Origin of the sequence: Rudanella paleaurantiibacter, assembly GCF_009184635.1 — a bacterium.
Taxonomy (GTDB): Bacteria; Bacteroidota; Bacteroidia; order Cytophagales; family Spirosomataceae; genus Rudanella; species Rudanella paleaurantiibacter.
In genome coordinates, this window is record NZ_WELI01000004.1 from 37,802 (window position 1) to 62,935 (window position 25,134).

20 protein-coding genes are annotated in these 25,134 nt (G+C 54.9%); 4 read left to right on the top strand and 16 right to left on the bottom strand.

Features of this window, described 5'->3' with window-relative positions; translation table 11 throughout:
- The first annotated feature begins 6 nt into the window (after window positions 1–6).
- The 3 genes from F5984_RS12050 to F5984_RS12060 all read left to right on the top strand — a co-directional run bounded on the left by F5984_RS12050 (window position 7) and on the right by F5984_RS12060 (window position 3,772).
- The gene (locus F5984_RS12050) at window positions 7–1,389 is read left to right on the top strand and encodes an ethanolamine ammonia-lyase subunit EutB (protein WP_152124527.1); all 1,383 of its coding nucleotides are present in this window, start codon (window positions 7–9) and stop codon (window positions 1,387–1,389) included.
- Window positions 1,386–2,183, top strand: a complete 798-nt coding sequence (gene eutC, locus F5984_RS12055; RefSeq protein ID WP_152124528.1) for an ethanolamine ammonia-lyase subunit EutC — start codon at window positions 1,386–1,388, stop codon at window positions 2,181–2,183. Before F5984_RS12050 ends, eutC begins: the two co-directional genes overlap by 4 nt.
- A gap of 74 nt (window positions 2,184–2,257) precedes the next feature.
- Window positions 2,258–3,772, top strand: a complete 1,515-nt coding sequence (locus F5984_RS12060; protein WP_152124529.1) for a glycoside hydrolase family 32 protein — start codon at window positions 2,258–2,260, stop codon at window positions 3,770–3,772.
- Between the two features lie 113 nt (window positions 3,773–3,885).
- Here the strand turns inward: F5984_RS12060 and F5984_RS12065 are convergent, their stop codons facing one another.
- The gene (locus tag F5984_RS12065) at window positions 3,886–4,200 is read right to left on the bottom strand and encodes a plasmid stabilization protein (protein ID WP_152124530.1); all 315 of its coding nucleotides are present in this window, start codon (window positions 4,198–4,200) and stop codon (window positions 3,886–3,888) included.
- Window positions 4,201–4,406: 206 nt separating this feature from the next.
- On the opposite strand from F5984_RS12065, the gene F5984_RS12070 reads away from it, so the two are divergent.
- On the top strand, window positions 4,407–5,753 hold the full coding sequence (locus tag F5984_RS12070; protein ID WP_152124531.1) for a Gfo/Idh/MocA family protein: 1,347 nt from the start codon (window positions 4,407–4,409) through the stop codon (window positions 5,751–5,753).
- 5 nt (window positions 5,754–5,758) lie between these two features.
- Here the strand turns inward: F5984_RS12070 and F5984_RS12075 are convergent, their stop codons facing one another.
- From F5984_RS12075 to F5984_RS12145, 15 genes are all read right to left on the bottom strand, one after another.
- A complete protein-coding gene (locus F5984_RS12075) occupies window positions 5,759–6,775 on the bottom strand; it encodes a hypothetical protein (protein WP_152124532.1) in 1,017 nt (338 codons plus the stop codon).
- A gap of 141 nt (window positions 6,776–6,916) precedes the next feature.
- Entirely contained in the window at window positions 6,917–9,589 is a 2,673-nt protein-coding gene (locus tag F5984_RS12080; RefSeq protein ID WP_152124533.1) for a hypothetical protein, read from the bottom strand.
- Window positions 9,590–9,806: 217 nt separating this feature from the next.
- Window positions 9,807–11,198, bottom strand: coding sequence for a protoporphyrinogen/coproporphyrinogen oxidase (locus F5984_RS12085; RefSeq protein WP_152124534.1), 1,392 nt, complete (start codon window positions 11,196–11,198; stop codon window positions 9,807–9,809).
- A gap of 166 nt (window positions 11,199–11,364) precedes the next feature.
- Window positions 11,365–12,138, bottom strand: a complete 774-nt coding sequence (locus F5984_RS12090) for a glycosyltransferase family 2 protein (RefSeq protein WP_152124535.1) — start codon at window positions 12,136–12,138, stop codon at window positions 11,365–11,367.
- Between the two features lie 200 nt (window positions 12,139–12,338).
- Entirely contained in the window at window positions 12,339–13,442 is a 1,104-nt protein-coding gene (locus F5984_RS12095; RefSeq protein WP_246168944.1) for an acyltransferase family protein, read from the bottom strand.
- Entirely contained in the window at window positions 13,439–15,196 is a 1,758-nt protein-coding gene (locus F5984_RS12100) for a hypothetical protein (RefSeq protein ID WP_152124536.1), read from the bottom strand. The genes F5984_RS12095 and F5984_RS12100 overlap by 4 nt, the downstream gene beginning before the upstream one ends.
- Window positions 15,190–16,908 carry a hypothetical protein gene (locus tag F5984_RS12105; RefSeq protein WP_152124537.1) on the bottom strand — a complete coding sequence of 573 codons (1,719 nt, stop codon included), beginning with the start codon at window positions 16,906–16,908 and terminating at the stop codon, window positions 15,190–15,192. Before F5984_RS12105 ends, F5984_RS12100 begins: the two co-directional genes overlap by 7 nt.
- A gap of 76 nt (window positions 16,909–16,984) precedes the next feature.
- A complete protein-coding gene (locus F5984_RS12110) occupies window positions 16,985–17,893 on the bottom strand; it encodes a transketolase family protein (RefSeq protein ID WP_152124538.1) in 909 nt (302 codons plus the stop codon).
- Window positions 17,894–17,897: 4 nt separating this feature from the next.
- Window positions 17,898–18,305 carry a hypothetical protein gene (locus F5984_RS12115; RefSeq protein WP_152124539.1) on the bottom strand — a complete coding sequence of 136 codons (408 nt, stop codon included), beginning with the start codon at window positions 18,303–18,305 and terminating at the stop codon, window positions 17,898–17,900.
- A 126-nt stretch (window positions 18,306–18,431) separates the two neighbouring features.
- On the bottom strand, window positions 18,432–20,414 hold the full coding sequence (locus F5984_RS12120; RefSeq protein ID WP_152124540.1) for an NAD-dependent epimerase/dehydratase family protein: 1,983 nt from the start codon (window positions 20,412–20,414) through the stop codon (window positions 18,432–18,434).
- Window positions 20,415–20,479: 65 nt separating this feature from the next.
- Window positions 20,480–21,289, bottom strand: coding sequence for a transketolase (locus tag F5984_RS12125; RefSeq protein ID WP_152124541.1), 810 nt, complete (start codon window positions 21,287–21,289; stop codon window positions 20,480–20,482).
- Between the two features lie 42 nt (window positions 21,290–21,331).
- Complete coding sequence (locus tag F5984_RS12130) at window positions 21,332–23,173, bottom strand: glycosyltransferase family 39 protein (protein ID WP_152124542.1); 1,842 nt, start codon at window positions 23,171–23,173, stop codon at window positions 21,332–21,334.
- 85 nt (window positions 23,174–23,258) lie between these two features.
- The gene (locus F5984_RS12135; protein WP_152124543.1) at window positions 23,259–23,645 is read right to left on the bottom strand and encodes a type II toxin-antitoxin system VapC family toxin; all 387 of its coding nucleotides are present in this window, start codon (window positions 23,643–23,645) and stop codon (window positions 23,259–23,261) included.
- Complete coding sequence (locus F5984_RS12140) at window positions 23,624–23,851, bottom strand: hypothetical protein (RefSeq protein ID WP_152124544.1); 228 nt, start codon at window positions 23,849–23,851, stop codon at window positions 23,624–23,626. Before F5984_RS12140 ends, F5984_RS12135 begins: the two co-directional genes overlap by 22 nt.
- 43 nt (window positions 23,852–23,894) lie before the next feature.
- A partial coding sequence (locus tag F5984_RS12145) for a rhamnogalacturonidase (protein WP_152124545.1) occupies window positions 23,895–25,134 on the bottom strand: 1,240 nt, incomplete at its 5' end.

Consider the following 25,134-nt stretch of genomic DNA (forward strand, 5'->3'; position numbering starts at 1 on the left):
ATGGGTATGAACTATGCATGTACGATTCGGGGGTTTACCTACCGGTTCCAAGACCTGAAAACGCTGCTGGCCAAAGCTAGCCCGGCCCGGTCGGGCGATGGGCTGGCGGGTGTAGCTGCCGATAGTTACGAAGAACGGGTAGCGGCTCAACTCGCTCTGGCCGATGTACCGTTGCGGACGTTCCTGAACGAGGCCGTGGTACCTTACGAGTCCGACGAAGTGACCCGGCTGATTCTGGACACGCACGACCCCGTCGCGTTTGCGCCGGTAAGTCACCTTACCGTAGGCGACTTTCGCGACTGGCTACTGGCCGATGCGGCCGATACCGAAACGCTGCGGCAACTGGCACCGGGCCTCACGCCCGAAATGGTGGCGGCCGTATCGAAGCTGATGCGTAATCAGGACCTGATTCGGGTGGCGCAGAAGATTGAAGTAGTCACCCGGTTTCGGAATACAATTGGCAAAAAAGGGCAACTTTCGGCCCGGCTCCAACCCAACCACCCCGTCGACGACCCGCGTGGTATTGCCGCGAGCGTACTCGATGGGCTACTTTACGGCAGTGGCGATGCGGTAATTGGCATAAACCCGGCCACCGACAGCCCGGCCGCAACGGCCAAGCTGTTGTACCTGCTCGATGGCCTCCGGGAACGGTTTTCGATACCGACCCAAAGCTGTGTGTTAAGCCATATCACCACCACGATTCAACTGGTGGAGCAAGGGGTGCCGGTCGATCTGGTGTTTCAGTCGATTGCCGGCACGGAGGGGGCCAATGCCAGTTTTGGCATCAACCTCGCCTTGTTGCAAGAGGGCTACGAGGCTGGGCTTTCGCTCGGCCGGGGTACGCTGGGTCAAAACCTGATGTATTTTGAAACGGGGCAGGGGAGCGCGCTCTCGGCCAATGCCCATCACGGTCTCGATCAGCAAACGTGCGAGACCCGGGCCTATGCCGTGGCTCGCCGGTATAACCCTTTGTTAGTCAACTCGGTGGTTGGCTTCATTGGCCCTGAGTATCTGTTCGATGGGAAGCAAATTATCCGGGCGGGCCTCGAAGACCACTTTTGCGGCAAGCTCCTGGGCTTGCCGATGGGTATGGATATTTGTTACACCAATCACGCCAACGCCGATCAGGACGATATGGATACCTTGCTGACGTTGCTTGGGGTGGCCGGGGTCAACTTTATCATGGGCGTACCCGGTGCCGACGACATCATGCTCAACTACCAGTCGACCTCGTTTCATGATGCGCTGTACGTTCGTAAGGCGCTCGGACTCCGGCCGGCCCCTGAGTTTGAAGCGTGGCTGCATCGGCAGGGAATTATGGATACGGACGGCAATCGCCTGTTTACCGGGAGTCAGCCACAACTATACGCAGGTCTGTTTAGCGAATGAACGAGCCCCAAAAATTACCCGTCGAAACCGATGAGTGGACAGCCCTGAAGGCGTTTACCGAAGCCCGGATTGCACTTGGCAAAACGGGAGTTTCGGTGCCGGTGCGGGCTTCGCTGGCTTTTCGGCTGGCTCATGCTCACGCTAAAGACGCCGTATATTCTGCGCTCGATACGGACGCGCTGATGCAGGCACTCGCTCCACTTGAGCTGCCTGTGTACTGGCTGCAAAGCCGGGCCGAACACCGGGATATGTACCTGCAACGCCCCGACTACGGGCGGCAATTGGCCCCTCAATCGGCCGAGGCTCTCCGCGAAATAGCCGCCCAGCCGGCCGATGTGGCTATTGTGGTGGCGGATGGATTGTCGGCTACGGCGGTGAACCTGTACGCCGGGACTGTGGTGCAGGGTTTGGTACAAGCGTCAAGAGATCAGGGATTTACACTCGCTCCGCTGACGTTGGTGGAGCAGGGACGGGTAGCCATAGGCGACGAAATTGGCCACTTGCTGAACGCCCGGATGGTGGTCATGCTCATTGGCGAACGGCCCGGCTTAAGCTCGGCCGATAGCCTGGGGGCTTACCTGACTTTTGCTCCCGCCCCCGGCCTGACCGACGAGCGCCGGAACTGCATCTCCAATATCCGACAGCAGGGATTACCCCCGGCTATGGCCGTCGAAAAAATTATGTATCTGGTTAGCGAGGCTTTCCGGTTGAAACTCACCGGGGTGGCTTTAAAAGATACGACTGACACACCCCCAATTTTACCTGCCGGGCCCGATGCCGGGCAATTATCCTGACGCGCGTGTCGGAGAAAGTCCCGGTTGGGCGATAACTTAGGGCATCGTTTTTCGAATCAAACCGACTCTAACCGATGCAAAAGCTACTGGCCTGTCTGGCTATCCTCGCTTCGCTGAGTGCGCCGGCATGGGCGCAGACCTCGGCCCCGACCGAGCCGCACCGCCCTCGCTTCCATTTTTCGCCCAAGGCTCACTGGATGAACGACCCCAACGGAATGGTGTACCACAAGGGCGTTTATCACCTGTTTTTTCAGTATTACCCCGACGGAACTACCTGGGGCCCTATGCACTGGGGGCACGCTACCAGCGCCGATATGCTGCACTGGCGCGAAGAAGCCATTGCCCTTTACCCCGACAGTCTGGGCTATATTTTCTCAGGTAGCGCCGTAGTTGACGTGAACAACACGAGTGGTTTCGGGCGAAACGGGCAGGTGCCACTCGTGGCCATTTTCACGCATCACAACCCCAAGCTGGAGAAAGCCAAGTCCGAGAAATTTCAGTATCAAAGCCTGGCGTACAGCCTCGACGATGGCAAAACCTGGACGAAATATACCGGAAACCCGGTGCTGCCTAATCCCGGTATTGTCGATTTTCGCGACCCGAAAGTACGCTGGTATGAGCCTGCCAAACAATGGATTATGACCCTGGCTACAAAAGACCGGGTCACGTTTTATACCTCGCCCGACCTGAAAAACTGGACAAAAGCAAGTGAGTTCGGGCGTGATTTGGGCGCACACGGGGGCGTGTGGGAGTGCCCCGACCTGTTTCCATTGCAGCATAAGGGTAAAACCGTATGGGTGTTGCTGGTGAGTATCAACCCCGGCGGGCCTAACGGTGGCTCGGCAACGCAGTATTTTCTGGGCGATTTCGATGGTAAGACCTTTAAGCCCTACAACAAGGCTTCTCAGTGGATGGACTTTGGGCCTGACAATTATGCGGGTGTGACGTTTGCCAATACCGGCAACCGAACTGTTCTGATGGGCTGGATGAGCAACTGGCAATACGCCCAACAGGTGCCTACCGACCCTTGGCGCAGTGCTACTACGGTGCCCCGTGAGCTGTCGATTCGGGAGGTGGGTAATGAGCTGTATCTGGCCTCGAACCCGGTAGCCGAACTGAATACATTGGCGGCTAAACCAACTACGCTGAATTCGGTAAGCGTAAAGGGGCAGTACGACCTCACCCCCACGGTGGGGAAGCTGACGGGGCCATTCCGGCTTACGTTTACGGCGTCGGCAACCGAAGATGTGTCGGTTGTGTTGACGAATGATGCGGGTAATGAGCTGGTGATTGGCTACGACAAAACGGCCAACGCGTACTTTATCGATCGCAGTCGGTCGGGTAAAACAAGCTTTGAGAAGGGGTTTGGTAAACGAAACACGGCCCCGCGATTAGCCACCGATAAAACCCTGACGATGACCCTGCTGGTTGATGTAGCGTCGGTTGAGCTGTTTGCGGATAACGGACTAAGCGTGCTGACGAGCAACTTTTTCCCCGAAGGCGACATGAGCCGGATTTCGCTTCGCTCGGCCTCGGGGGCTACGGTGAAAAAGCTGACCTACGCAACGTTGACCTCCACGCTGCCGTGAGTGGTTAAACGGACTTATTGGATTCAGGCTTAGAATAGACAGGTATTGGCGGGCGTCATCCGGGAATTGGACGGATGACGCCCGCGTTTCTTTTCTAAGAACTAAACTACCTATTAGGCAGCTTTAGCCGCTGCGTTTCGTTTCCGGGTCTCGGCGGCTTTCCGGGCCGAAGCCGATCGCTGTTCGGGCGTTCGCGCAGCCGAAGATGCTCCACCTTTCTGACCACCGGTTTGGGCGGGTTGCTGGTTCTCGGCCCGCCCCCGACCGGAGCCACTTTTCTTACCTCCGCCCGATGTTTTGTTAACCGTTGCCCAGGCCCGACGTTCGGCTTCCTCTTCGGGGAGGCCCTGCTTTTCGTAACTCTCTTCGATGTGTTCGGCCTGCCGTTTCTGCTTATCGGTGTAGGCGCCTTTATCTCCGCGTGGCATTGTTGTGGGGTTTGGTTGATAGATACTGGTTTTCAGAAACCGTACCCCTACAACGGTACTGACTGAGTTGTGTTTGTCCATGATAGATTCATTGAGGTAACGAGCCCAGGCGCGTAGGTTGAAATCGTAAAAGGCTTTGATTGAGTAGAAACACGCTACTATGGCTCTCTTGCCTGTGTCTTTTCAACCCTTATTATCCTGTTCCCATGAGCCTGACGTCGTCCTCACTTTCCCGCCGAACGTTTCTCCAGAACTCCTCTCAGCTGGTTGCTGGTACCCTGTTGCCAACCATTGAGTCTGCTCAGGCGAGTACCGGTTTGGTAGCAGCCGATCCGTTGCGGGTTGCCCTGATTGGCTGCAATAATATGGGTTGGGCTGATCTGACATCGATGCTCAAACATCCTGCTGTGCAATGTGTTGGCCTGTGCGATGTCGATCAGAATGTACTGAACCGGCGTGCAGCTGAGCTACAGAAGAACAACGCTGCTGCTGGTGCTGCACCCAAATTGACCTTGTACACTGACTTTCGGAAGCTGCTGGATAACAGAGAAATCGACGCTGTCATTGTGGGTACGCCCGATCATTGGCATTGCCTGCCCGCTGTAATGGCCTGTCAGGCCGGAAAGGATGTGTACGTTGAAAAACCACTTGCCAACTCAATTGAGGAGTGTAACCTGATGGTAGCTGCTGCTAAAAAGCATAATCGTATTGTGCAAGTGGGGCAGTGGCAGCGTAGCGGAAGCCATTGGAAAGCGGCCATTGATTATGTGCGCTCAGGAAAGCTCGGTACCGTGCGGCTCGTGAAAACGTGGGCGTATATGCCTTATGGTAAAAAATTCCCCGTCGTGGCCGATGAACCCGTGCCAGCTGGCGTCGACTACGCGGCCTGGCTCGGCCCTGCCCCCGAACGCCCTTTTAACAAAAGCCGGTTTCATGGTAGCTTCCGCTATTTCTGGGACTATGCGGGCGGCCTCATGACCGACTGGGGGGCGCACATGATCGACATGGCGCTGTGGGGTATGAACGTAACCACGCCTGTGTCGGTGATGGCTGCGGGTGGCCGATTTGGATTTCCCGACCATGCTGGCGAGACCCCCGATACATTACAGGTGCTTTTCGATTACGGACAATTTACCATTCAGTGGGAGCAAGCCATTGGTATTGGTCGGGGACCCTACGGCCGCGAACATGGGGTAGCTTTCATCGGTAACCTCGGTACACTGGTGACCGACCGCGACGGCTGGGAACTGCTACCCGAGATTGACGGGGGACAGTATCTGACGCCAGCCATGCCCTTGCAACGGCGCTATACCAACGACCTCGACCGGCATACCCTCAACTTTGTGGAATGTGTACGCAGCCGACAACAACCCAACGCGCCAGCCGAAGTAGGACGACATGTCGCCGTGAACGCACAATTAGGGAATATGGCTTATCGGTTAGGTCGTAAACTGCACTGGGACGAACAGACCCAGACCGTACGTAACGATCTCGAAGCCAACAAGCTGGTACGGGCACAGTACCGAAAGCCCTGGGCGTTACCCATCGTGTAAAACTCTTAGCGGGCCAGACGTTCGTTGACGGCTTTGAGCCACAAAGAGCGGCCGTAGCAGTTCCAGTGCGAATCACCTAAGGCGTACACCTGCTTTGGTTGCCGGGCATACACCGAATAAATATCAACAATCGGTACCTGTAGGCGCGGGTGTTGCTGTACCCGCTCGATCAGGCGGTTGTACGCGCCCCGTTCGGGTTCCAGAATACTCGCTTTGTTCGGGATAACCGACAAGTAGACCGCGTCGAACCCTTGTTGCCGAAACCGGGCGGCCGTTGCGTTCACACTGTCGACGAGGGCATTCAGCTCTGAATCGGGTAGGGCGACAAACGACGAGTTCAGCCGTTTGGTGGTGTCGGTATCGAGGTCGACAAACAGGTGCTGCCGGTCATGCGAAATCCCTACTTTGGGCGTTGTCCGGTCGAACCAACCCAGATTCATAGCCGCTTTCAACTCCTTAAACCACAGAAAAAAGTCCTGACTGAACAAGACCGTTTCGAGCCGCTCTTCAATCCCTTTCGACTGAATCAGGGCAAACAACTGCCGGGTCAGGGGCTCCGGGGTAGGGGTGGTCCGTTGCGTAGTGTCAGGGACGAGGGTCAGCTCGGCTACCGGACGCGAGAAATGTTCCCGAAAATGGCGTTCTACCGTTTCGAGGAGGAGGACATTGTACTTTGTCGTATCGAGTTGGGCGGTATGGCGGGTGTCCCAATGTACGTACTGATAATAGCTCACCGGAAAATCGGCCTTGCTGATTCGCTGCGGCTCGGCAAAACTATCGCCAATCAAATACAGATGGGTGCGGGCCGTATCGCTCGATAGCACCGGCGTTGAAGCCTCTCGGCAGGCCACCAGCGGATCTTTGAACTGGGACAGATTCGCTAATCGATACAAATCGCCATACCGGTAATCATCGGCAACCAGATTCGTTTGATAATACCATTTCATCACCTCGCGCGAGCAGCCGCCTGCCCACAGAGCAATAGCCAAAAAAAGAAACGTATAGCGGACCAGGTATTTCATGTTATAAGCACTCAGTCAATGTGGAATGTAAAATGAACGATCAAGGGGCTGTAGCCAGCGGAAAAGTTCATGGTTCATTTTACATGGTTTATTCACGTGTCAGGTCAAGTTAGTAGGCTGTCTGTCAGGAGCAACGACCTTTCAGCGCAGCCGAATCGAGAAAAGTTGCACCGCTTTCTGGATGCCACTCAGAACGTAAAGTTCGTTCGTTAATTCGTCAAACTGCAAGGCAACCGGAAAATCGCTCGGAATGGGCCGGTCGCCAATGCGTTTACCATCGAGTGTATAGAGGGTGGTGAAGCTCCCCGATTTGAGACTGATTAATTCGATACCGCCCCCCAGCCGGTGGTAGCGGATGCTCGTTTGGTCGGGTTGTAGGCCGCGTACCGCAAACCGTTCGTTGCCCTGCTGGTCCAGAATGGCGGCTTCGGTATCGGAGGTGCGCATAAGTAGCCACGTTTGCTGACTCACATCGGGGAACAACCGGAACGAACCTGCCCGCACTGGTCGGTAAAGCCCATTCCGACTGGCAATGAGGCCGTTGGGGTTCAGCCGAAGCAATTCGCCCTGTTCGGTAATGGCCTGCATATAATCAGCATTGGCCGGTTGCAGCGCCGGGCTCACAAACGAGAGGTCGAGCTTGGCCGGGAAGTGGGTAACGGGGGTACCATCGTCGCGCCATCGGTTCAAAATACCGTTTCCCTGCATGGCCAGCACCTCCATGCCCGTTGGGGTGTCGATAACCTGAAACGGCAGCTGGAGCGGCCCTTTAGTTTGGGCGGTCATCAGGCGCACAAACTGGCGTTTTTGCCGATCAAGGGCGTAAATATGCCCGTCGGTATGCGCGGCAAGGGCCACAATAGAACGTTGGCGACTGCCACGCGGCTGGGCGAGCAGGGTCGGGTTCAGGCCGGCGGGCAACCGAATTACCTGTAGCTTAACCGATTGGTTACCCGGTTGGGCCACGTAGAGCCGCCGGTCAGTCATAAAGAGATACTGCAACCGGCCATTGTCCAGAAAATCGGTCGCAATCACGTTGCTGCGAATGGGGCCATCGGTGGTATCCTGCACAATTTTGTCGCCTTCGGGCGTGACCAGCACAAACTGACTTGCCCTATTCTGCGCGTAAAACTGAGCCGATCCGTCGGCGAGTGAACCCACCACCACCGGAGCCGCAATGAGCGAAGCATTAAACTCTACTTTCCGGCGCAGGAGGACCTTGTTCAGTACCGCCCCACTCGCCCGGCGGGTAGTACGGCCCAAAATAAGCGTCGACAGGATTTTTTCGTTGCCGTAACTGGCCTGATACACCATGTTTTCGAGGTTATCGAAACCGGCAAACGGTCGGCCGAGCAGTTTGCGCCAGGGAGCGGGCCACCGCTCAGGTACGCTTTCAGAGCTGCGGTTGAGCCGCACAAAGGCTGTAAAGTTGGCCGGGCGGAGAGTTTGTGCCAGTAGGCTGCTCTGTCGTTCGTCGGCTGCCCAGACCGTTTTTTGGGTGATCTGCTTCAGGTATTCCTGCATCACATCTTCGCTGTTGGCCACAATCAGGGCTGAGCCGTGCTGCGTCACCCAGCTTTCCCGAAAACCGGCAAACAAACTTGTAAACAGCGTAGCGGGCAGCTCGGCCACGTTGAGCAACAGGGTTTTATGGCCCAGAAACGTTTTGAGCGGAGCCGGTGTAGCCGCGCCAAGGCGATACGCAATCTGCTGATACGCCCGCGCAAGGGCAGCCCCGTCGCGGCCCTGCACCACCAGCACCTGCCGGGTACGGGCGTCGGGCGACTCCAATCGGCACAGCAAGACATCAGACCCAATGGCGCCGTAAAAATTATCGGTTTCGGGGGCGATGCGTTCAAGCCGGTCTTGCAGTCGGTCGTCAGAGTTAGACGCCAGCAGCGCCCGGATCGATTTCCCAAACGCGGCCCCGTCGCTCAGACTAATATGGTACACCGACGAGGTGTTTTGCGGGATCAGTTGGCCAGCCAAAATCCGGCGCGGGGCCTGATTTTGAAACAGGGCGGCCACATCGGCCCGTTGCCCGATCTGATCCGAAGCATACCCTACCAGGTGCGTTCGGGAGTCGGTGTTCCGAAACCGGAGCGTCAGGTGTTCGGGCAAAAACAGCCGAACCAGCGAGGTATTACCTTCGCCAAACAGACGTTGCAATACTTCGGGCCGTACCGATAGACCTGCCAGTTGGCCTTCGCCCGTGGTTAGCTCTTCACTGTCTGTCAGCAAGTTAGGGCTATGCATCCGACGGGCCACGTTTTCAATCAGTACCCCCGATCCGCTGCAGATCAGCGCGTCGTCGGTCTGTAAAAAATGGCCGTACGATTCGTTGCGGAGGCTAACCAGCTCGCTAACCCGCTCCCCGTTGAACGGCCGGGTCAGTAGCCGAAACCGGTTCGGGTCGGGGCTGAGAATCTGGCTTACAACCACCCGGTCGGCCTCGGTGCTTACCGGGATGTAGAAGATAAAATCGAGCGTCGATTTGCTGACGGGGTGCAGCGAGCACCGCACGGGGCGGTTGCGTAAAAACTGCCGCAGCCGCGTGGTATCGCCCGATGCCAGTAGGTTACGGCTAAGGTGCGCTACAGCCTGCTCGAAAAGGGGTATTTGATTGAGGGTCAACGACTGCCGCTGTATCTGCGCGGTGGTGGAGTCGAGCAGGTGGGTGCTTTCGAGAACCAGCAGGGCATCCGACGGGACGAGGACCGACAGTGGGCTGTTTGAATGGAAAGCCCTGAAGCCTAACCACCCGCCCAACAGCAGGACTATCGCACCGATACCAAGCCAGATTCTCCGATTCATAAACAGCGTTTAGCGTTGTACAGGTAAAATGGGAAGAGTTGCACGGCCAACGACGGACACCCGGTTCCGACCCATTCAGCGGTGCAACTCTTCACGTATTGATTTTTGGTTTATGGTCTATAGATTTTGGCGGCCGACGTTCCGGGTTATGGTTTCGGAACAACAATAAACCGGAACGTCGGCCGCCATAAACTAAAAACCATAAACTATAAACTTTTTATTTCCCCCACATGGCGTTGGCCGTATCGGGGAAGAACAACGTCAATTCCGGGACATCGGCAACCATGCGGTTGGCCCACTCAACGCCCTGCATCAGTGAGTGGTCCTGATTGCTCACTTCGTACTTCCAGGCCCCAAACCGACCCCGTGAGTAAATACCAAAGGGTTCCAGTTTTGGCAGAACCGCTTTCAGAATACTGTCGCGCTCTACCGATGGTGTCGGGTAGCCGTAGTCGAAAGCCACGTGGAAGGTCGATACCACCTCGTCGTCATCGGTAATGAGCTGATCTTCTTTCAACGCCCGCACCGTATCGTCGATAAGCGTCTGCCGATCAACGGGTTTGGCCGACGACTCGCTCGTTTCGGTCATCAGCGACCAATATTGACTGCTGTCGGGTACGTTGTTTGGACTGTAATTGGAGAACACCGTCACGCGGTAGTAAGGGCTATTGGCCTCCGGGAAATACATCCAGCACATAGTTTCGAGGCTTTGCTTCGGTTGCCCCTTGAGCCCAACCCCAACCACGTTGGTCGATGAATGTTTCAGGCCCTGCGCGGTTTGCACCGTTTCGGCGTCGAGTCCCTGCACTTTCTTCGAGAAGATGTCGAGCGGCATGGTATTGAGCAGGTATTCGTACTCAACCGTTTCGCCGTTGCTCAGAATAATCTTCTTTTCGGCCCCAATCACCTGATCCACGCTGGCGTTGAGCTTGATGTTTTCGCGACCCACCAGATTCCCTACCGACTCCCAGATACCGCCCGTTCCGCCGTGTTTCGGGAACTGGAACGTGCTGTTGGGACCCCACGAGAAATCTTCCTGGTTGAAAATAATATTCTTGGTAACCCGTGCCAGGTCGGTAACGGCTACGCGTTCGCCCACCCATACGGCGTTCATTTCTTCCGGCGGGAAGGCCCATACCTTAAAGTTGTACGGGAACATGAACGTTTCGGCAAGCCCCGGCCCGAACGTTTGCAGAATCCACTCGCGGAAGTTTTTAGGCTTCTGCATCGTGGGGTTCTTGTAAACCTGGATAATGCCCTCAAGGCATTTCCACATGGTTTCGGGCGTGAGGTACTTAATGTTGTTCTGGAACGGATACGGCACAAACCGATTCTCAATCCATACCCACGACTCGCGCTGATGCCGCAGCCACCCATCTTCGCCGAGGGCTTTGTTCATCAGGTCGTCGAAATATTTGTAGTGCGAAAATTGCACGTGACCACCCACGTCCCACACAAACCCCTTGTCGTCGACAAAGCTTTTGGCCAGGCCGCCAATGCGGTCTTCTTTTTCTAAAACGATAAAATCTGTAACGCCGAGTTCTTTAAGCCGGTAAGCAGCGCCTAAGCCCGTGGGTCCAGAGCCGATAATGACATATTTATGCTTCATGTACAGGGGTCGTTGAGCCACCAGTTGTGTCGGCCGCTCATTCATTTAAGTTAAATTGTTGAGTAATTCTGGTAAGAGGAATGGCCATAAGCCATAAGCAGGCCAGAGTAAATAGCGGGTGCCGCCCGAATCGAGACGGCACGTACAGACCATGCACCCCTGGCAATTAGTTGTTGACCGCACGCTGGGCTTCGGGTGCACTACGTAAAGCTTTTACTTTACTACCCAATTGCATACGGAACTGGGCCAGCTCGGCAAAGCTCTGCATACAAACTTTCAGAAGCTTCCAGTTCATAATCGAGACGGTGCCCGTTTCGCGCTCTTTGTGCGTGATGGGTATATCGAAGGTCTCGTTGCCTGCTTTTTTGGCCATGACCGCCAAGAAGATATTAGGCGCAAATGGCGTGGGTGTTGGAAGCTGAGCCAGCAGCTTGCGCAGGAAACTACCCCGAATCAGCCGGAACGGAATATTGCTGTCCATTATATACGTTCCATAGATTAGGGCGATACTACCCCGCAGCACGCGGGTAATCCAGAGTCGGGTGGTGGCATCGTGCCGTACCTCCCGGTAGCCCAGTATAAAGTTTGATTGATCGCGTTTGGCCCAGAGTTTTTCAAAATCGGCCGTCACAAACTGATCGTCGCTATCGGTCTGGAACACGTATTCCGAATCGAGCGCAACCGCCTGACGGTACCCGTTTACCACCGCATTACCATGACCTCCGTTGGGCTGATGAACAACCATCAGCTTTGGATAGCGTTCTTTGATGCTGTCCAGAATAGCCCCCGTTTTGTCGCGGGAACCATCGTTAATAACAATCAGGCGTGTATTGTCAGTCGGGAACTGGCGGTCCAGTAAATCGCACCACTGCCGAACAACGAGTTCAATACACTCTTCTTCGTTGTAGGCAGGCATGACAATTGACAGCAGAAGACTCATAGAGAAATGATGAATAATGAATGATGAATGATGAACAAGATCTTGGTGAAATGATAGAGTATTAAGGGTTTATCATTCATCGCTTACCATTCATCATTGACTTGATGACGCACAAATATAAGTAATTGTTGGGGTCTAAACCGTCCCCCAAATAGGACTTTATCGAGTGGGAATCCGCCAAATGGATAAAGAGCCGGGAATTAATAAGAAAATTTACCTTTCAGCGAGTTGATTGGTTTCTCGACTAAGTGCCACGACAAAGCCGCCAGCAGTACCGTCAGGGCATAAAAATAAGCCAACTGGAAAAGGGGGGTACTGTTCAAAAAAGGTACTATCGACACGGCTTTGTTCCAGACCCGGAGCGTAGGAAACGTGGGTTGGGTGTGGTAATAATTGAACACGATATTGTGAAACAGATAAAGGCCGTAGCTGATTTGGCCCAGGTAGGTAGCTACGCGGTTCTCCAGAATTGCCTTGAGCGGTTGCCCGAAGCCCAGCACTGCCCGGCCGATGATTGCAGCACAGAAAACGGAGGTAATAAACCGGTCGGTGACGTCGGTGAACAGGTTGCGGTTAGGCTCCACCGTGAGCATCACGTACAAATGAACGATGTACAGTACAAAGCTGCCGAGCAAAAAGGCATTGCTCATGACGAGTCGTTCAAACGCTTCTTTCCGGTACACGATGAGCCAGGCCAGAATACCGCCCAGCCCGAAGGCATCGAGGCAGGTAGGCATCATCACAAACTGGGTCATCCAGGGAGCATGGGTGGCAAAAAGAAGAATCCGCAGGACCACCGAAAGCCCGATTAGACTCCAGAGCATTCGGAGCAGATACCGCTCGGGCGTGAACAGCAGCAGGAACGGAAAAAATAAGTAATACTGCTCCTCTACCGCCAGCGACCAGAGGTGGTCAATAGCGCCGAGCCAGCTTTGGTGAATCACAATCCAGAAGTTGGTGGTGTAGGTAATGAGCCACCAGAACGAGAGCCGCACGCCTTGAAAATGTACCAAAGCCAGTATCAGGATGGTGAGGTAATACACGGGCCAAATGCGGAGATTCCGCCGGATAAAAAAGACTTTGAGCGAGTGCCCGTGACCCCGGCCAAGTTCGGTGTCGCGTTGCTGACTGTGAATGAGAATCCGGGTGATGAGAAAGCCGCTTAATACAAAAAACAGGTTCACGCCGAAGTAGCCGAGCGGAAACGGGTTGGCCTCGCCCAGCCAGTGGTCGAGCATGACGAGCGTAACGGCAATAAACCGGAGGCCGTCCAGCTGTACAAGGTGATTTCGGAGGTTGCTCACAGGGATGTAAACGTTACGGTTTGTGGGGTCATGGAAAGGTGCAGCTGCCCGGCCCGGTTGGTTAACAGGCCTATTCGGTACGTGCCCGGTTTAAGGTGTTCCTGTAACACCTGCGCCCGGATGCCTTCAGGCCGGAAATATCCGTCGAACCCACCCAGGGCCAGCGGAGCGGGCCGAAGGGGGCGGGCCGCAAACAGGTAGGTGTGCGTGCCGCTGGTCATGTATACGTAGGTGCCATCGGTCGGTCGGTTTAGTGTCGGGTTAACAGTGTTAGATTTTTCGATCCAATACATAAACGTCTGACTACTAAAGCGGTCTAGTTTGGCACTTGCGGGTGCGTTGAGCCACGACTGGACGGCTAACTGACGAGTTTGGCCACTAAAAAATGTCTCTTCCGTCGGGATAAACAGGGTGCTTAAAGCCAGTTGTTGCTTCAGCGGGGTGTTGAGCAGGTAGTTGAAATACTCAGCCGTGGTGCGCCGATGCTGATTGACAATCCCCTCCAGACACAGGTAGTCGGACAACAAACTTTGCCCTATGGAGAGCGTGGCAATCACGCCCAGAACCGGGGCTGATAGGGTCTTCTGAGCCCGACCCAGCCGGTACAGGGTGTACAGATACACGACTGCCAGCGTCAGCGCTGAATATACTTTGTAGCGTCCCTGCAAGAGGTAACCCGGCCCCGCAAAACCAACCCGTGAGTACACGGTAATGGCTGCCGTAACGAGCAAAAAGAGTAGGGTAGCCAGAAAGAAATCGGGTAGGTTAATGCGTCCCCCCGGCGTTATTTTGCCCGGTGTTCCCTTCCGCTTTTGAACGGTTTCCCAGAGGTCGGTCCAGGTCAGATACCCACCCACTCCGACGAGGACTATGCCCAGAAAGATGGTCAGGCCGAGCGGGTTTTCGTAGCCGTATGCAGCCGCGCCTGAGTAGGGGTAAGGGTCGGCAAAAGCACCGAAAAACACAAAAAAAGCCTTCGCCCAATCGATGAACGGATAGCGGAATGGTGAGGGGAAAAACGTGATACGGCTGTAGTGGTAAAAATACCCGGCGATACTCAGGGCCGTAACGGCCAGCCATCCGCCAACCCACACGAACCGAACCCGGCCCGTAATGGCCTGCCAGATCAGCACCGCCAGCCCGGCCAGCAATACTAAAGAGCCGTTGCCGCTGGTATAGGTAGCCAAAACGGCTAAGGCCAACGCCAGCAGGCGAGACCACCCGACCGGCCGGGCCAGCAGATAAAAGCTTGCCAGAGCGAATACCAACACCCAGAAATTCTGGATAGAGGCCATGGCCCAGAGCAGGTTCTCGTGCGATTGCAGCGTAAACAGCCAGAACGGCACCGGTAGCAGATACAGCAGTGAAAGCCCCGTTTTCCGAAACACCAGAATGAGTACACCCATGAGGGCCAGCAGGCCACTCACGCCTACCAGGGTAAGGCCGTAGTAATTGAGCACGCCGTTGAGTTTGTACCAACCAGCAAATACCAGCCGGGTCCAAACAATCCGGTGTTCCCAGTGCTGATCGAACAGGTGTAGTAGTTTGAGCCGTCCGGAGGGCTGTGATTTCAGCAAGAGCAACTGTTCCTGCACCAGATAATCGTCCCAATACGGCAGATTGAGCGCGTAGGTGAGCACCGTGGCCAGTACGATACCTATGGGGACTGCGAGCAAAAGCCCGGTTGCCAGGTTGCGACCATTCAAACCGGTGTTGCCCGGTGCAGCGTGTCGGCGTGTCGGTTGCGTTACCAATTCTTTTTAAGGTCGGTTGATGAACGGGGTTGAACAACGAGTGTACGGCCAGTCGGGTGAACCGTGCAGGCCCCTGAAACCGGGTCGACGGCCAGCACCGAAAGCCGGTACTGATCGGGAGCGGGCTCGGCGGCCGGAAACACCACCAACAGGTCACGATTGGGGAAGATTCCCCGCTTCAGGGCTGTTTTGGGGTTGTCGGCCGGGTTGGGGAGCGCGCCATACAGATACGTTCGCTTGTCGGATTGCAGGATGAGGGTCAGGCCCCCATCGGGTTGCCGGAGCGACGGTTGTGGCAGGGCTGCTAAACTGGGGGCAGCACTCTTGACCACAAACTGCCCACCCGCTTCGTACACAGTATCGAGTTGAACCGCCCCAGCCTCAGCCGGGCCGTACAGGGCGGGCAGGCAGCGATCATAATATGCCGGGGCATTGTCGACCCAGCGGGCCGTGGTCGGGTCGATACCCGATACCGGGCGGTTGCTCAGATAGGTCCAGTTAAATTGGTTGGTCAGCAGCCAGCGTCGCCACCAGAGCACTTCATCGGCATACACCACGTACGAAAGCCCGGCAATTGCAACGCTACCCACCAGGCCCACGGTCCCCGCCAGCCCCCGCCATCGGGGAGCCAGTTGCGCAATGGCATACACGTAGGCCACTGCCATCAGGAGCAGCGAGTAAATCTTGTACCGACTGGTGATGAGCACATCCAGACCGAACCCTACCCGCGACCACGCTACGATTAGCCCTGTACCGAGCAAAAAGGCGGCACAGCCTACAAAAAACAGGTTTCCCGCTGCCGGGCGTGGGGTTGTTTGGCATGTTTTTGATAGTGCATAGGGGAGGAGGTCACGAATGAATACCCAAAGAGCGGCCCCCAAGACCCCCACGGTGAGTACACTTCCGAGGAATAAGCAGAGCAGGAACGGGTTGCCGAGAGGAAATACGTCGGCGGCCGCACCGTTGAACGCCAGCCAGCCTTTGAAAAAGTCGAGCACACTGCCCCGTGCGGGTGGATTTCCTTCGGGGTTTTCGTAGCCCAGAAAGTAAAGGCCAATCACAACGAGGGCACTCAGGCTCCAACCTAAAAGCGGGCGGTATTGCCGTTGTAGGAGTAATACAACCACCCCGATTGGCCAGATTAACAGGCCGTTACCGCTTGTGAGCGTTGCCAGAATGGCCAGGCCCACAGCTACCCACACCTGCCAGCCCACGGTGAGGCAGTACAGACTACCCATCACCCACAGCACGACCGAGAAATTCTGGAGGGCGGCCATGCCCCAAAAGGCATTTTCCCACGACGACAGGTTGAATAGCAGAAACGCCACCGGAGCCGCGTACACCAGACCCGATTCACGCCGGGTTGACCGGACCGTACGGTGCAGCACGGCACTCAGTACGGCCAGCAGTCCAAGCAAGCTGGCATTACCGAGCAGCATCAGATGCCGGTAATTCAGTTTGCCAAACAGGTTGTAATCGAGCCAGGTGACCATCCGGTCGAGCACAATCCGGTGTTCGTTGTGCTGCCGGAACAACTGGTAAATCTTACCCGAAACGTCTGTTTCCTGCTCGCTATACAGCAAATAGGCTTTCAGGGCGTGATCGTCCCACTTGGGTACATTCACGGCCAGATGCCCCCAGCACAGCCAGAATATGACGACGGGAACCAGTGTCAGCAGTAAAGAAAACCAGATTCGAATCGAGCCTTGCAAATCGATAAATAGGGCTAAATGCCTCGGGTATATATGCCTGGTAAGCAACCAAACTAAAAACAAAAAACTATAAACCCTAAACCAGTTCGGCCAGACACCGGGCAATGTTTTCGGGATCGAGACCCGAAAGTTGCTGATGGTATTTCTGGTCGCCGTACAGGCCGTTCGGGTACCCCTGCGCCGACAGGCTAACAAACCGGCCGGGCATAACGCCCTGGGTGAGCATGGCCACCGAAAGTTGCCCCGCCAGCCCACCAACTGATACGTGCTCTTCGACCACCAGCATGGGTTTGCCAGCCCAGGTTGCGGCCAGTTCGAGCGGCAGGTCTAGAGGGAGGTTCGTGGCCGTAAACAGGTCGAAACGACCTGACAAGCCGGATTGTTGCAGGGCCGTAAGCACGTTGGCCGCTACCGGGCCGAGCGCTACAATGGTCCCGGCCGAGTTGCCCTCGGCCTGCACAATCTGTTTAAACGTACCTTGTTGCGTTGCTCCGTCGGGAGTTTTAGGGCCGGCTCCCAGCCGCAGATACGCGGGCCGGGCCTCGGCTACGATCTGTTCGAGCATTGGGTCGACCTCATCGGCAAAAGCCGGGATGTACGTATTCACGTTTTGCAGACCGCTCAGACAGGCGAGGTCTTCGATGGCGTGGTGGGTGCTGCCCATGATGCCGTAGCCGTACCCACCCCCATTACCTACCAGAAAAACGGGCATTTTGTGCAGGCAGGCATCGTTCCGAAACTGTTCCAGACAACGATACACCGCAAACGGCGCAATGCTGTAGCAAAACACCTTATATCCTTTGTAGGCCATGCCAGCGGCCATTCCCACCATGTTTTGCTCGGCAACGCCCGCGTTGATGAACCGGGGGCCCATCAGGTCGCGGAGGTTTTCAAGGGCGTTATACCCCAGGTCGCCGGTAATGAATACAAGGCGTTCGTCGGTTTGTACGAGCCGCTCTACACCGGCTGAAAATTCTTTTCGCATCGTATTATTTAAAACGAATGGTATCTTTCTGAACCTGAACCTGCATAGTGGCCGTCAGAAAATGCCCATTGGTAAAATAGCCAAATCGCTGGCGATAGCGTTTGCCGGTACTCCCGGTTGCTATAATTTCCATATCGCCATCGCTCGATCGGAGGTTTTTCTCCGAAAAGACCCCTGTTTGCGTCGTCAGGGGAAGAATATCGCCGAACCGCACTGAATCCGTCCGGGTGGGTTGGTAAGCTGTGCCTACCTTCACCGACTGCACTGTGTACACCCGAACGTCGGTTAGTGGGCCGCCAGTTTGATTTTCAATGCGTACTTCAATTGTGTCGTGCTTTGATTCGGCCAGAAAATTTTCCAGTCGATCACAACCCGTGAGCAGGAGAAGCAAGGCGAAAAAAGTCTTCCTCATTTGTACCATTCAGTTAATGGACACCCACTGATCTTAGTTGAATAAGAGCGTCTTAGTGGATTTAATTCAAGATTCACCCTGTCGCTATCAGCAATTCCATAAAGTCGTCTATTGTCAGGGTGTTGATTACTTGCTGTTCCGTTGCTCTACTAACGTATTGATTTCGGCCGCTGTTTTGTAAACCTTACCACCCTGCCGAACCAGCGTGCGGATAAACTTGGGTCGCTTCTTCGACTCTTCGAAAATCTTACTGATGTACTCGCCCAGGAACGAGATTCCCAGCAGGTTAATCCCTCCGAAGAACATCACCAGAATAATGACCGTCGACAATCCGGCCGGGGTGTCGGGGAAGAAGAAGAACTTAGCCAGAATCTGCCACAGAATGCCCAGAATCGACAGGCCCGTTAAGGCGAAACCGGCGTAGACCATCAGTTCGAGCGGCACAAAGCTGAACGAGAAAATCGCTTTCCGAGCCCAGGCAATGTTTTTGCGCCAGTTGTTGGTCGAGACGCCAAACATCCGCTCCGGCCGTACGTAATCGACGCCCGTCTGCCGGAAGCCCACCCAGGCTCGTAACCCCCGCAGAAACTGTTCAGTTTCGGGCAGGGCGACCAGCTCACGCACCACTTTCCGGTCGATAAGCGAGAAATCGCCCGCGTCGGCCGGAATGTTGATGTACGACATGTTCTTGAAAATCCGGTAGAACCCTTTGTAGAACACCTCAAGCCAGGCCGGCATTTCGCGCTGTACGCGCACGCCGTACGTGACATCGTAGCCTTCCTGCCACTTTTCGTAAAACTTCGGAATAATTTCGGGTGGGTCCTGCAAGTCGCCATCCATCAGAACGACGGCATCGCCCGTTGCAATTTCCATTCCGCTCAAAAAGGCCGACTGCGAGCCGAAGTTGCGCGAGTGTTTGATGGCGATAACATTGGGGTCTTTGGCGCAAATCTGCTCCAGTACCTCGTCGGTATTATCGGGCGAGTTGTCGTTAACAAAGATAATTTCGTACCGCACCTTCATTTCGTTGAAGGTTTTCACCAGCCGCTCGTACATGTACGGAATGGCCTGCGCGTCTTTGTAACAGGCAATAATAGGCGTAATGACCGGGTTGAGCGTGGGTGTCTGGAAAGCCGGAATCACGCGCTCGGCGTACTGGTTGGACACCTGCCACTCGGCCGTTTTGCGCAGACCAGTGGTCAGGTCGGTGGTGGCTTTCCAGCCCAGGTCGGCCTGAATAGCCGTGGGATCGCCGTACCAGTCGGAGAGGTCCCAACCCCGGTTAGGCATACTGCCCCAAACGGGTTCGGTCTGAATCCCAAACGTTTGACGGGTTACGGCCGCTAGGTCGCGCATGGTGGTTTTCTGGCCCGTTGCCACGTTGTACGAACGCCCGCTGATGCCACTGCCTTTTACGCGTAAGGCCGCCTGCACAAACGCCGATACACAATCGTCGATGTACACAAAATCGCGGCTGATGTCGGGCGATACCAGCGGGGGGTATTTACCCTGTTGAGCCTCTTCTACCAGCCTCGGAATCAGCCGGTCGGGCTCCTCCCAACCGCCGTAGATCGAGTAAAGCCGCAGGTTCAGGGTATTGAGGTTATGGACGCGGGCGTAAAACTCGAGTACGTAGGCCGCTGAAACCTTCGACACGGCATAGTGGCTGTTCGGTTCTACGCGGTCGGTTTCTTTGGGGGCGGTGCAGTTAAATCCGTACTCCGAGCTGCTTCCGGCATGAATGTACACCATGTCGGGCGTACAGTTGTCCAGAATATTGACCGTACCGAGCACGTTCGTCTCGTAGGTCAGGCTAATGTTTTTCTGCTTGCTGTAGGCCCCGTAAGCGGCCAGATTGAAAATCGTTTTCGGCTTGTAGATCTCAAACACCGACTTGATCGAGTTGTCGGAGACAATATCGCAGTGCACAATGTTTTCGGCCGGCACATTGAGCAGTTTAAGCCGCCAGGCTTTGGTGGCATCGTGCGTGAGCGCGTAAACGTCTTTGCGAACGGCAAAGAGTTGTTCAAACAAATTAGCGCCGATGAAACCACTGGCTCCAAACACGAAAATTGGGCCATTCAGCTGGCGTATAGAATCGTTTACCATGAAGGTTAATGTATGATGAATAATGGAGAATGAATAATGAATGAGCCGGAGTCATCGTCCATTGTTCATTGCACATTATACATTTTTCGCACATCCCCCACAGCTTCCTCATATTGCGCGGGGGTCATGGGGAGGTAGTGCCACTCAAGCCGGTTTTCCATATACGATACCCCTTTGCCTTTAACGGTATGGGCAATAATGGCCTTCGGGCGTCCGTTTGGAACGGCCGTGAGCGCATCGATGGCGGCCCCGATAGCCTCTACATCGTGCCCGTCGACCTCAACCGTTTCAAAGCCAATAGCTTGCCAGGTAGCGGCCGAAGCGGTATCGCCCAGTACGTCGCCCGTGTTGCCAAAGCCCTGAAGCCCGTTTTTGTCGATCAGCATAATCAGGTTGTCGAGCTGATACTGAATAGCGAAGTGAGCGGCTTCCCAGGTAGTGCCCTCGTTCGTTTCTCCGTCCGACATGAGCACAAACACCCGGCTGTTGTCGTTCAGGAGCTTACCCGCGTGGGCAATCCCCGTTCCAATGGGCAGGCCATGCCCCAGCGAGCCCGTTGCGAACGGAATACCCTTGTGCTGGTTGGGGGCCGGGTGTGCGGGCAGGGTGGTGCCGTTTTTATAATACGTCGCCAGGGTCTCGTCCGAAATCTCGCCGAGGTGATGCAGGCAGGCGTAGAGGGCAGCCGCAGCATGACCTTTCGACAGCAGAAATGTGTCCTGCTCGCGTTTGCGTTGCACCAGAGAAGCAATCATCAGGTCGATGCAACTGAGCGAACAGCCAATATGCCCGGCATTGGCCGCGTGATATAGGCTAAGGACTTTCAGTCGCAATTCGCCGGATAAAGCGGCAGTGTTGATGGTTTCCTGTTTCATAAAAAATGAACAACGGACGGGGCCGCCCGTTGGACAAAACACTCAATATCGAACGTCTTTGAGGTCAAAAATAGTAACTTTTCGGGAACGCCCGTCCGGACCGTCTTTCCCTTTCACCAGCACGATCTTATCCCGCTCATTCGGGTCAACGCGCTGAATATACGTGGCATCTTCGGGTAGGTACACATTCACCAGCTGTGCATCGAGCAGGGCTACCGGCGAATAGGTCTTATCGATTTTCTCCGAGTAAATAACCCGCTTCATGTTGGGGTACAGGATGGTGTCGCCCGGTGCGTATTGCGCCTTTAACTCCTGAGCCGCAAACCAGTACGGGTTTTCGATGCGTGGTTTCTCGAAGTAAGTGTATTTGGGTTCTACCCCCCCGTAAATCTGGAGTAACACCTGACTCACAAAGTACAGCTGCACCACAAAAACGGCCGCCACCGGAACCGTAAACCACCACCGGAGCGAGGCCAACTGCCGCAGTGCCATCGCAATGAGCAAACAGACATACGGAAACGAGAAACCCGAATACCGCTGCGTGATTCCGAAGGTGTGGTTGTTACGCCACGACATAAACAGCAGGAAGAAGGTTGGCACAAACGCCAGCAACACCAGCAACAGAACGTATCGCTTTTCGCGGGTGTTTGTATGCTCCAGAATGTACCGACTCATGAGCCAGAGCATGACCGGGGCTATCGACAGGACCAGAAACCGCAGGGGCACCACCGAATACACGAGTGTGCCTGCCAACAGGATGACTGGCAGAGCCGCTTTGACCCATACCGGGGGCTGCGTATCCCGCTCGTACCGGTACATAACAAACGCCATGAGGCTGCCCAGCATAAGGGCCAATCCGGCATTTTTGAGGCCGGTCAGGGCCGAGCCAAGACCGTTGGTGAACAGGAACAGGTCGGCAAAAATCGGGATAGCCCGTTTGGTGATATTCGGGATGGTACCGGGTAAAATAAGCCCAAACGGTGTGCCAGTAGGGTTCGTCAGGGCGATATTCCGGTAAAATTCGGCCTGATACGCCATGGTCTGGAAGGTGTACGCCCCGCCCCCGAAAATAAACCAGAGCGAGACCAACCCCAGCCCCACGGCCCCCGTGATAGCCAACGCGACCCAGGTGCGCACATTACGCAGAAAGAAAACGGCGTAAATGCCGTGGCACAAAAACACCGTCACGGCCAGATAGTGCGACAGCACCGAGAGAGCAAACACCGCGCCGTAGGCCAGATAGAGGAGGAAAGGAGTAGAGGAGGAAGGGAGAAAGGGAAAAGCTTTGGCAGTTTGCTTCCCATCCCTTCCTCCTTTACTCCCTTTCTCCTTTTCTGCTTTCTCCAGGATCAGCAGGAAAATATGCGTACTGAGCAGCGTCAGGAAAAAGGTCATTGAGTAGTTACGGGCCATTTGGGCGTAAGCCACAAAAAACGGCTCAATAGCGGCAATACCTGCTGCCAGGAGCGCCAGCATGTCGGAACGGAAATGCCGCCGGACAAACCAAAACAGCATAGCCACCATGAGGGTACTAAACAGCACCGACGGCATCCGCATGGATAGGTCGCTCAGACCAAAAATCTCCATCCAGACCCAGAGTACAGCGTAGTACGACGGACTGTTGCCAATGTCGCCCCGGATGTTGGCTTCAATGAAATCCGCAATGGTTTTGGGTTTCCAAAACTCGGCGGGCGTGAAATATTTCTGGGTAAAGACGTCTTTTTGATTGGCACCTTCCAGACAAACGCCTTGACTAATCAGCAAGGTAGACTTCTCATCGAAGTAAATACCGTAGCGGCCGACATTATGAACTCGTAGGACAAAAGCAAGGAGCAGAATACCTGCCAGCCAAAAAAACGTGTTACGATTGGATAAATCGGACATAGTGGGCAAAAGTACGCCCATTTTTAGAATCGTTCCTACGGTACAGACAATTTTCGACGGAGCGGCAAGTGAGCGGTAAGGAACGTTACAGAAGGAGAAGCCGCTCTATTTTGTCGAAATGTTTTTGGTTCAGCGTGTCAAAAGGGAGGTCGTGAGCAATGGCAGTTGCCGCAATGAATAAATCAGCCTTGTCAATCGACCGGCGAATCTTTTTCAATTTTTGTTCTATATCAACCGCAACGAGCGCGGCTTTACTGTCAAACGGAAGGACAACGATTTGGGCCAGTAGGTCCTGCCAGAATTGGATTTGAGCAGAAGTAGCTCCACAATAGATCTCGTATTCGGTAATACTCGAGATGGCAAACTGTTGGCCTTGGAGGGCCCGCTGAACGAGCCGAGTTTTCGTCTTATCTGTTTTTCGAAAATAGTCGATAAACAGAGATGTATCAATCAGGATGGTTTTGTCCGCCATTGGTTCATTGATTTGCGGTTCTCTTCCATCGCGCTTATTTGCTCTTTGCTAAACACGGGGCCATTTAGGAGTAGCTCAGTGAGTTCTGAAGGGGTAGGCTTTACTTCGGTTGTAAGCTCCTGTTGCAGCCGAATTTTTTCGGCAGGAGAAAGTTGTCGTACGATGGCGACCAACTCTTCAAACGGTAATTGAATGCGAACTTCCATAGTCCAAAGATACTGTTTTTGAATTCCTTTTACCGAACCGGTTTCATTGCACGAGCTTTTGGTTGATTCTCACGTTTTTGAGCGTAAACCCATCAATCACCGATTGGTCAATGGTCGGGTTTTTACTTTCGACGTTAATATCTTCAAACGTGAACTTAGCCAGTTTATCGTGCTCCGAAATCGCTACGTTGAAAAAGGTGTTGCAGGTAACATGGATCTGCTTCAGCTGAATGTGGTTGGAGTACGAAAGGGGAATATCGGGCCGCCCCTGCAAATCAAAAAACTGAGTCCAGGGTTTCACGTACAAAAAGCTGTTCGACTGCCCCTTGATGTTTTCGACCGTGATGTATTCGTACAATTGCGGGGTGTCGGGGCGCATTTTGAGCCACAACACCCGGTCGGCCTCGCTAACGGTGCAGTTGCGCATCAGAATGTTCCGGTTGTGAATGGCTTCGCTGCCGCAGGTGAGGGCCGAGTGGCAAAACCCAAATGTACAGTCTTCAATCAGAATATTCGTGTTGGCCCCGTTGTTGGGCACCCGGTCGGCCCAGGGGCCTTTGCCGCCTTTGAGGGCAATAGCGTCATCGTTGACCGACAGATAGCAACCTTTAATCAGAACGTTGGAACACACGTCGAGGTCGATGGCGTCGGTACTTGGGGCTTTTACGGGCTGGTAGGGCGAGTAAATGTGCGCATCCAGAATTTTCACGTTGCGGCACTGGTAGAAGTGCGACGTCCAGAATCCGGCGTTGTGGAGCCTGACATCCTGTACCTGTACGTTGTTGCATCGCCAGATAAACACGAGCCGCGGGCGCGATACTTCCAGATTGGTGCAGTTCGGGTTTTCTTTGCGCCGGGCCCAGAAAGCCTCCCAAAACCGGAGCCCGTTGCCGTCGATGGTGCCTTTGCCGGAGATCGTGAACCCGTCGACCCCGTAGGCGTTGACCAGAGCCGCGAAGTAATCGAGGCTCTGCCCCTCCATGCGCGAGGGCAGTTTGGGGTAATCTGCGATCGTATTTGACCCTTTTAGCACGGCCCCCTCGGCTACGTGCAGATGCGTTTTGGGCTTGAAAAACAATGCCCCGCTCATAAACGTCCCGCGCGGAAACACAATGACCCCTCCGCCCTCACTGGCTGCCTTGTCGATAACCTGCTGAATGGCCTGCGTTTGAACCCGTGTAGAGTCGTTTTTCACCCCAAAGTCGGTGATTACGTACGGGCGGCCCAGTTGTTTAAGGGGTAGTTTCTGCACATTGGTAAACCAGGGGCCAATGGGGCTACCA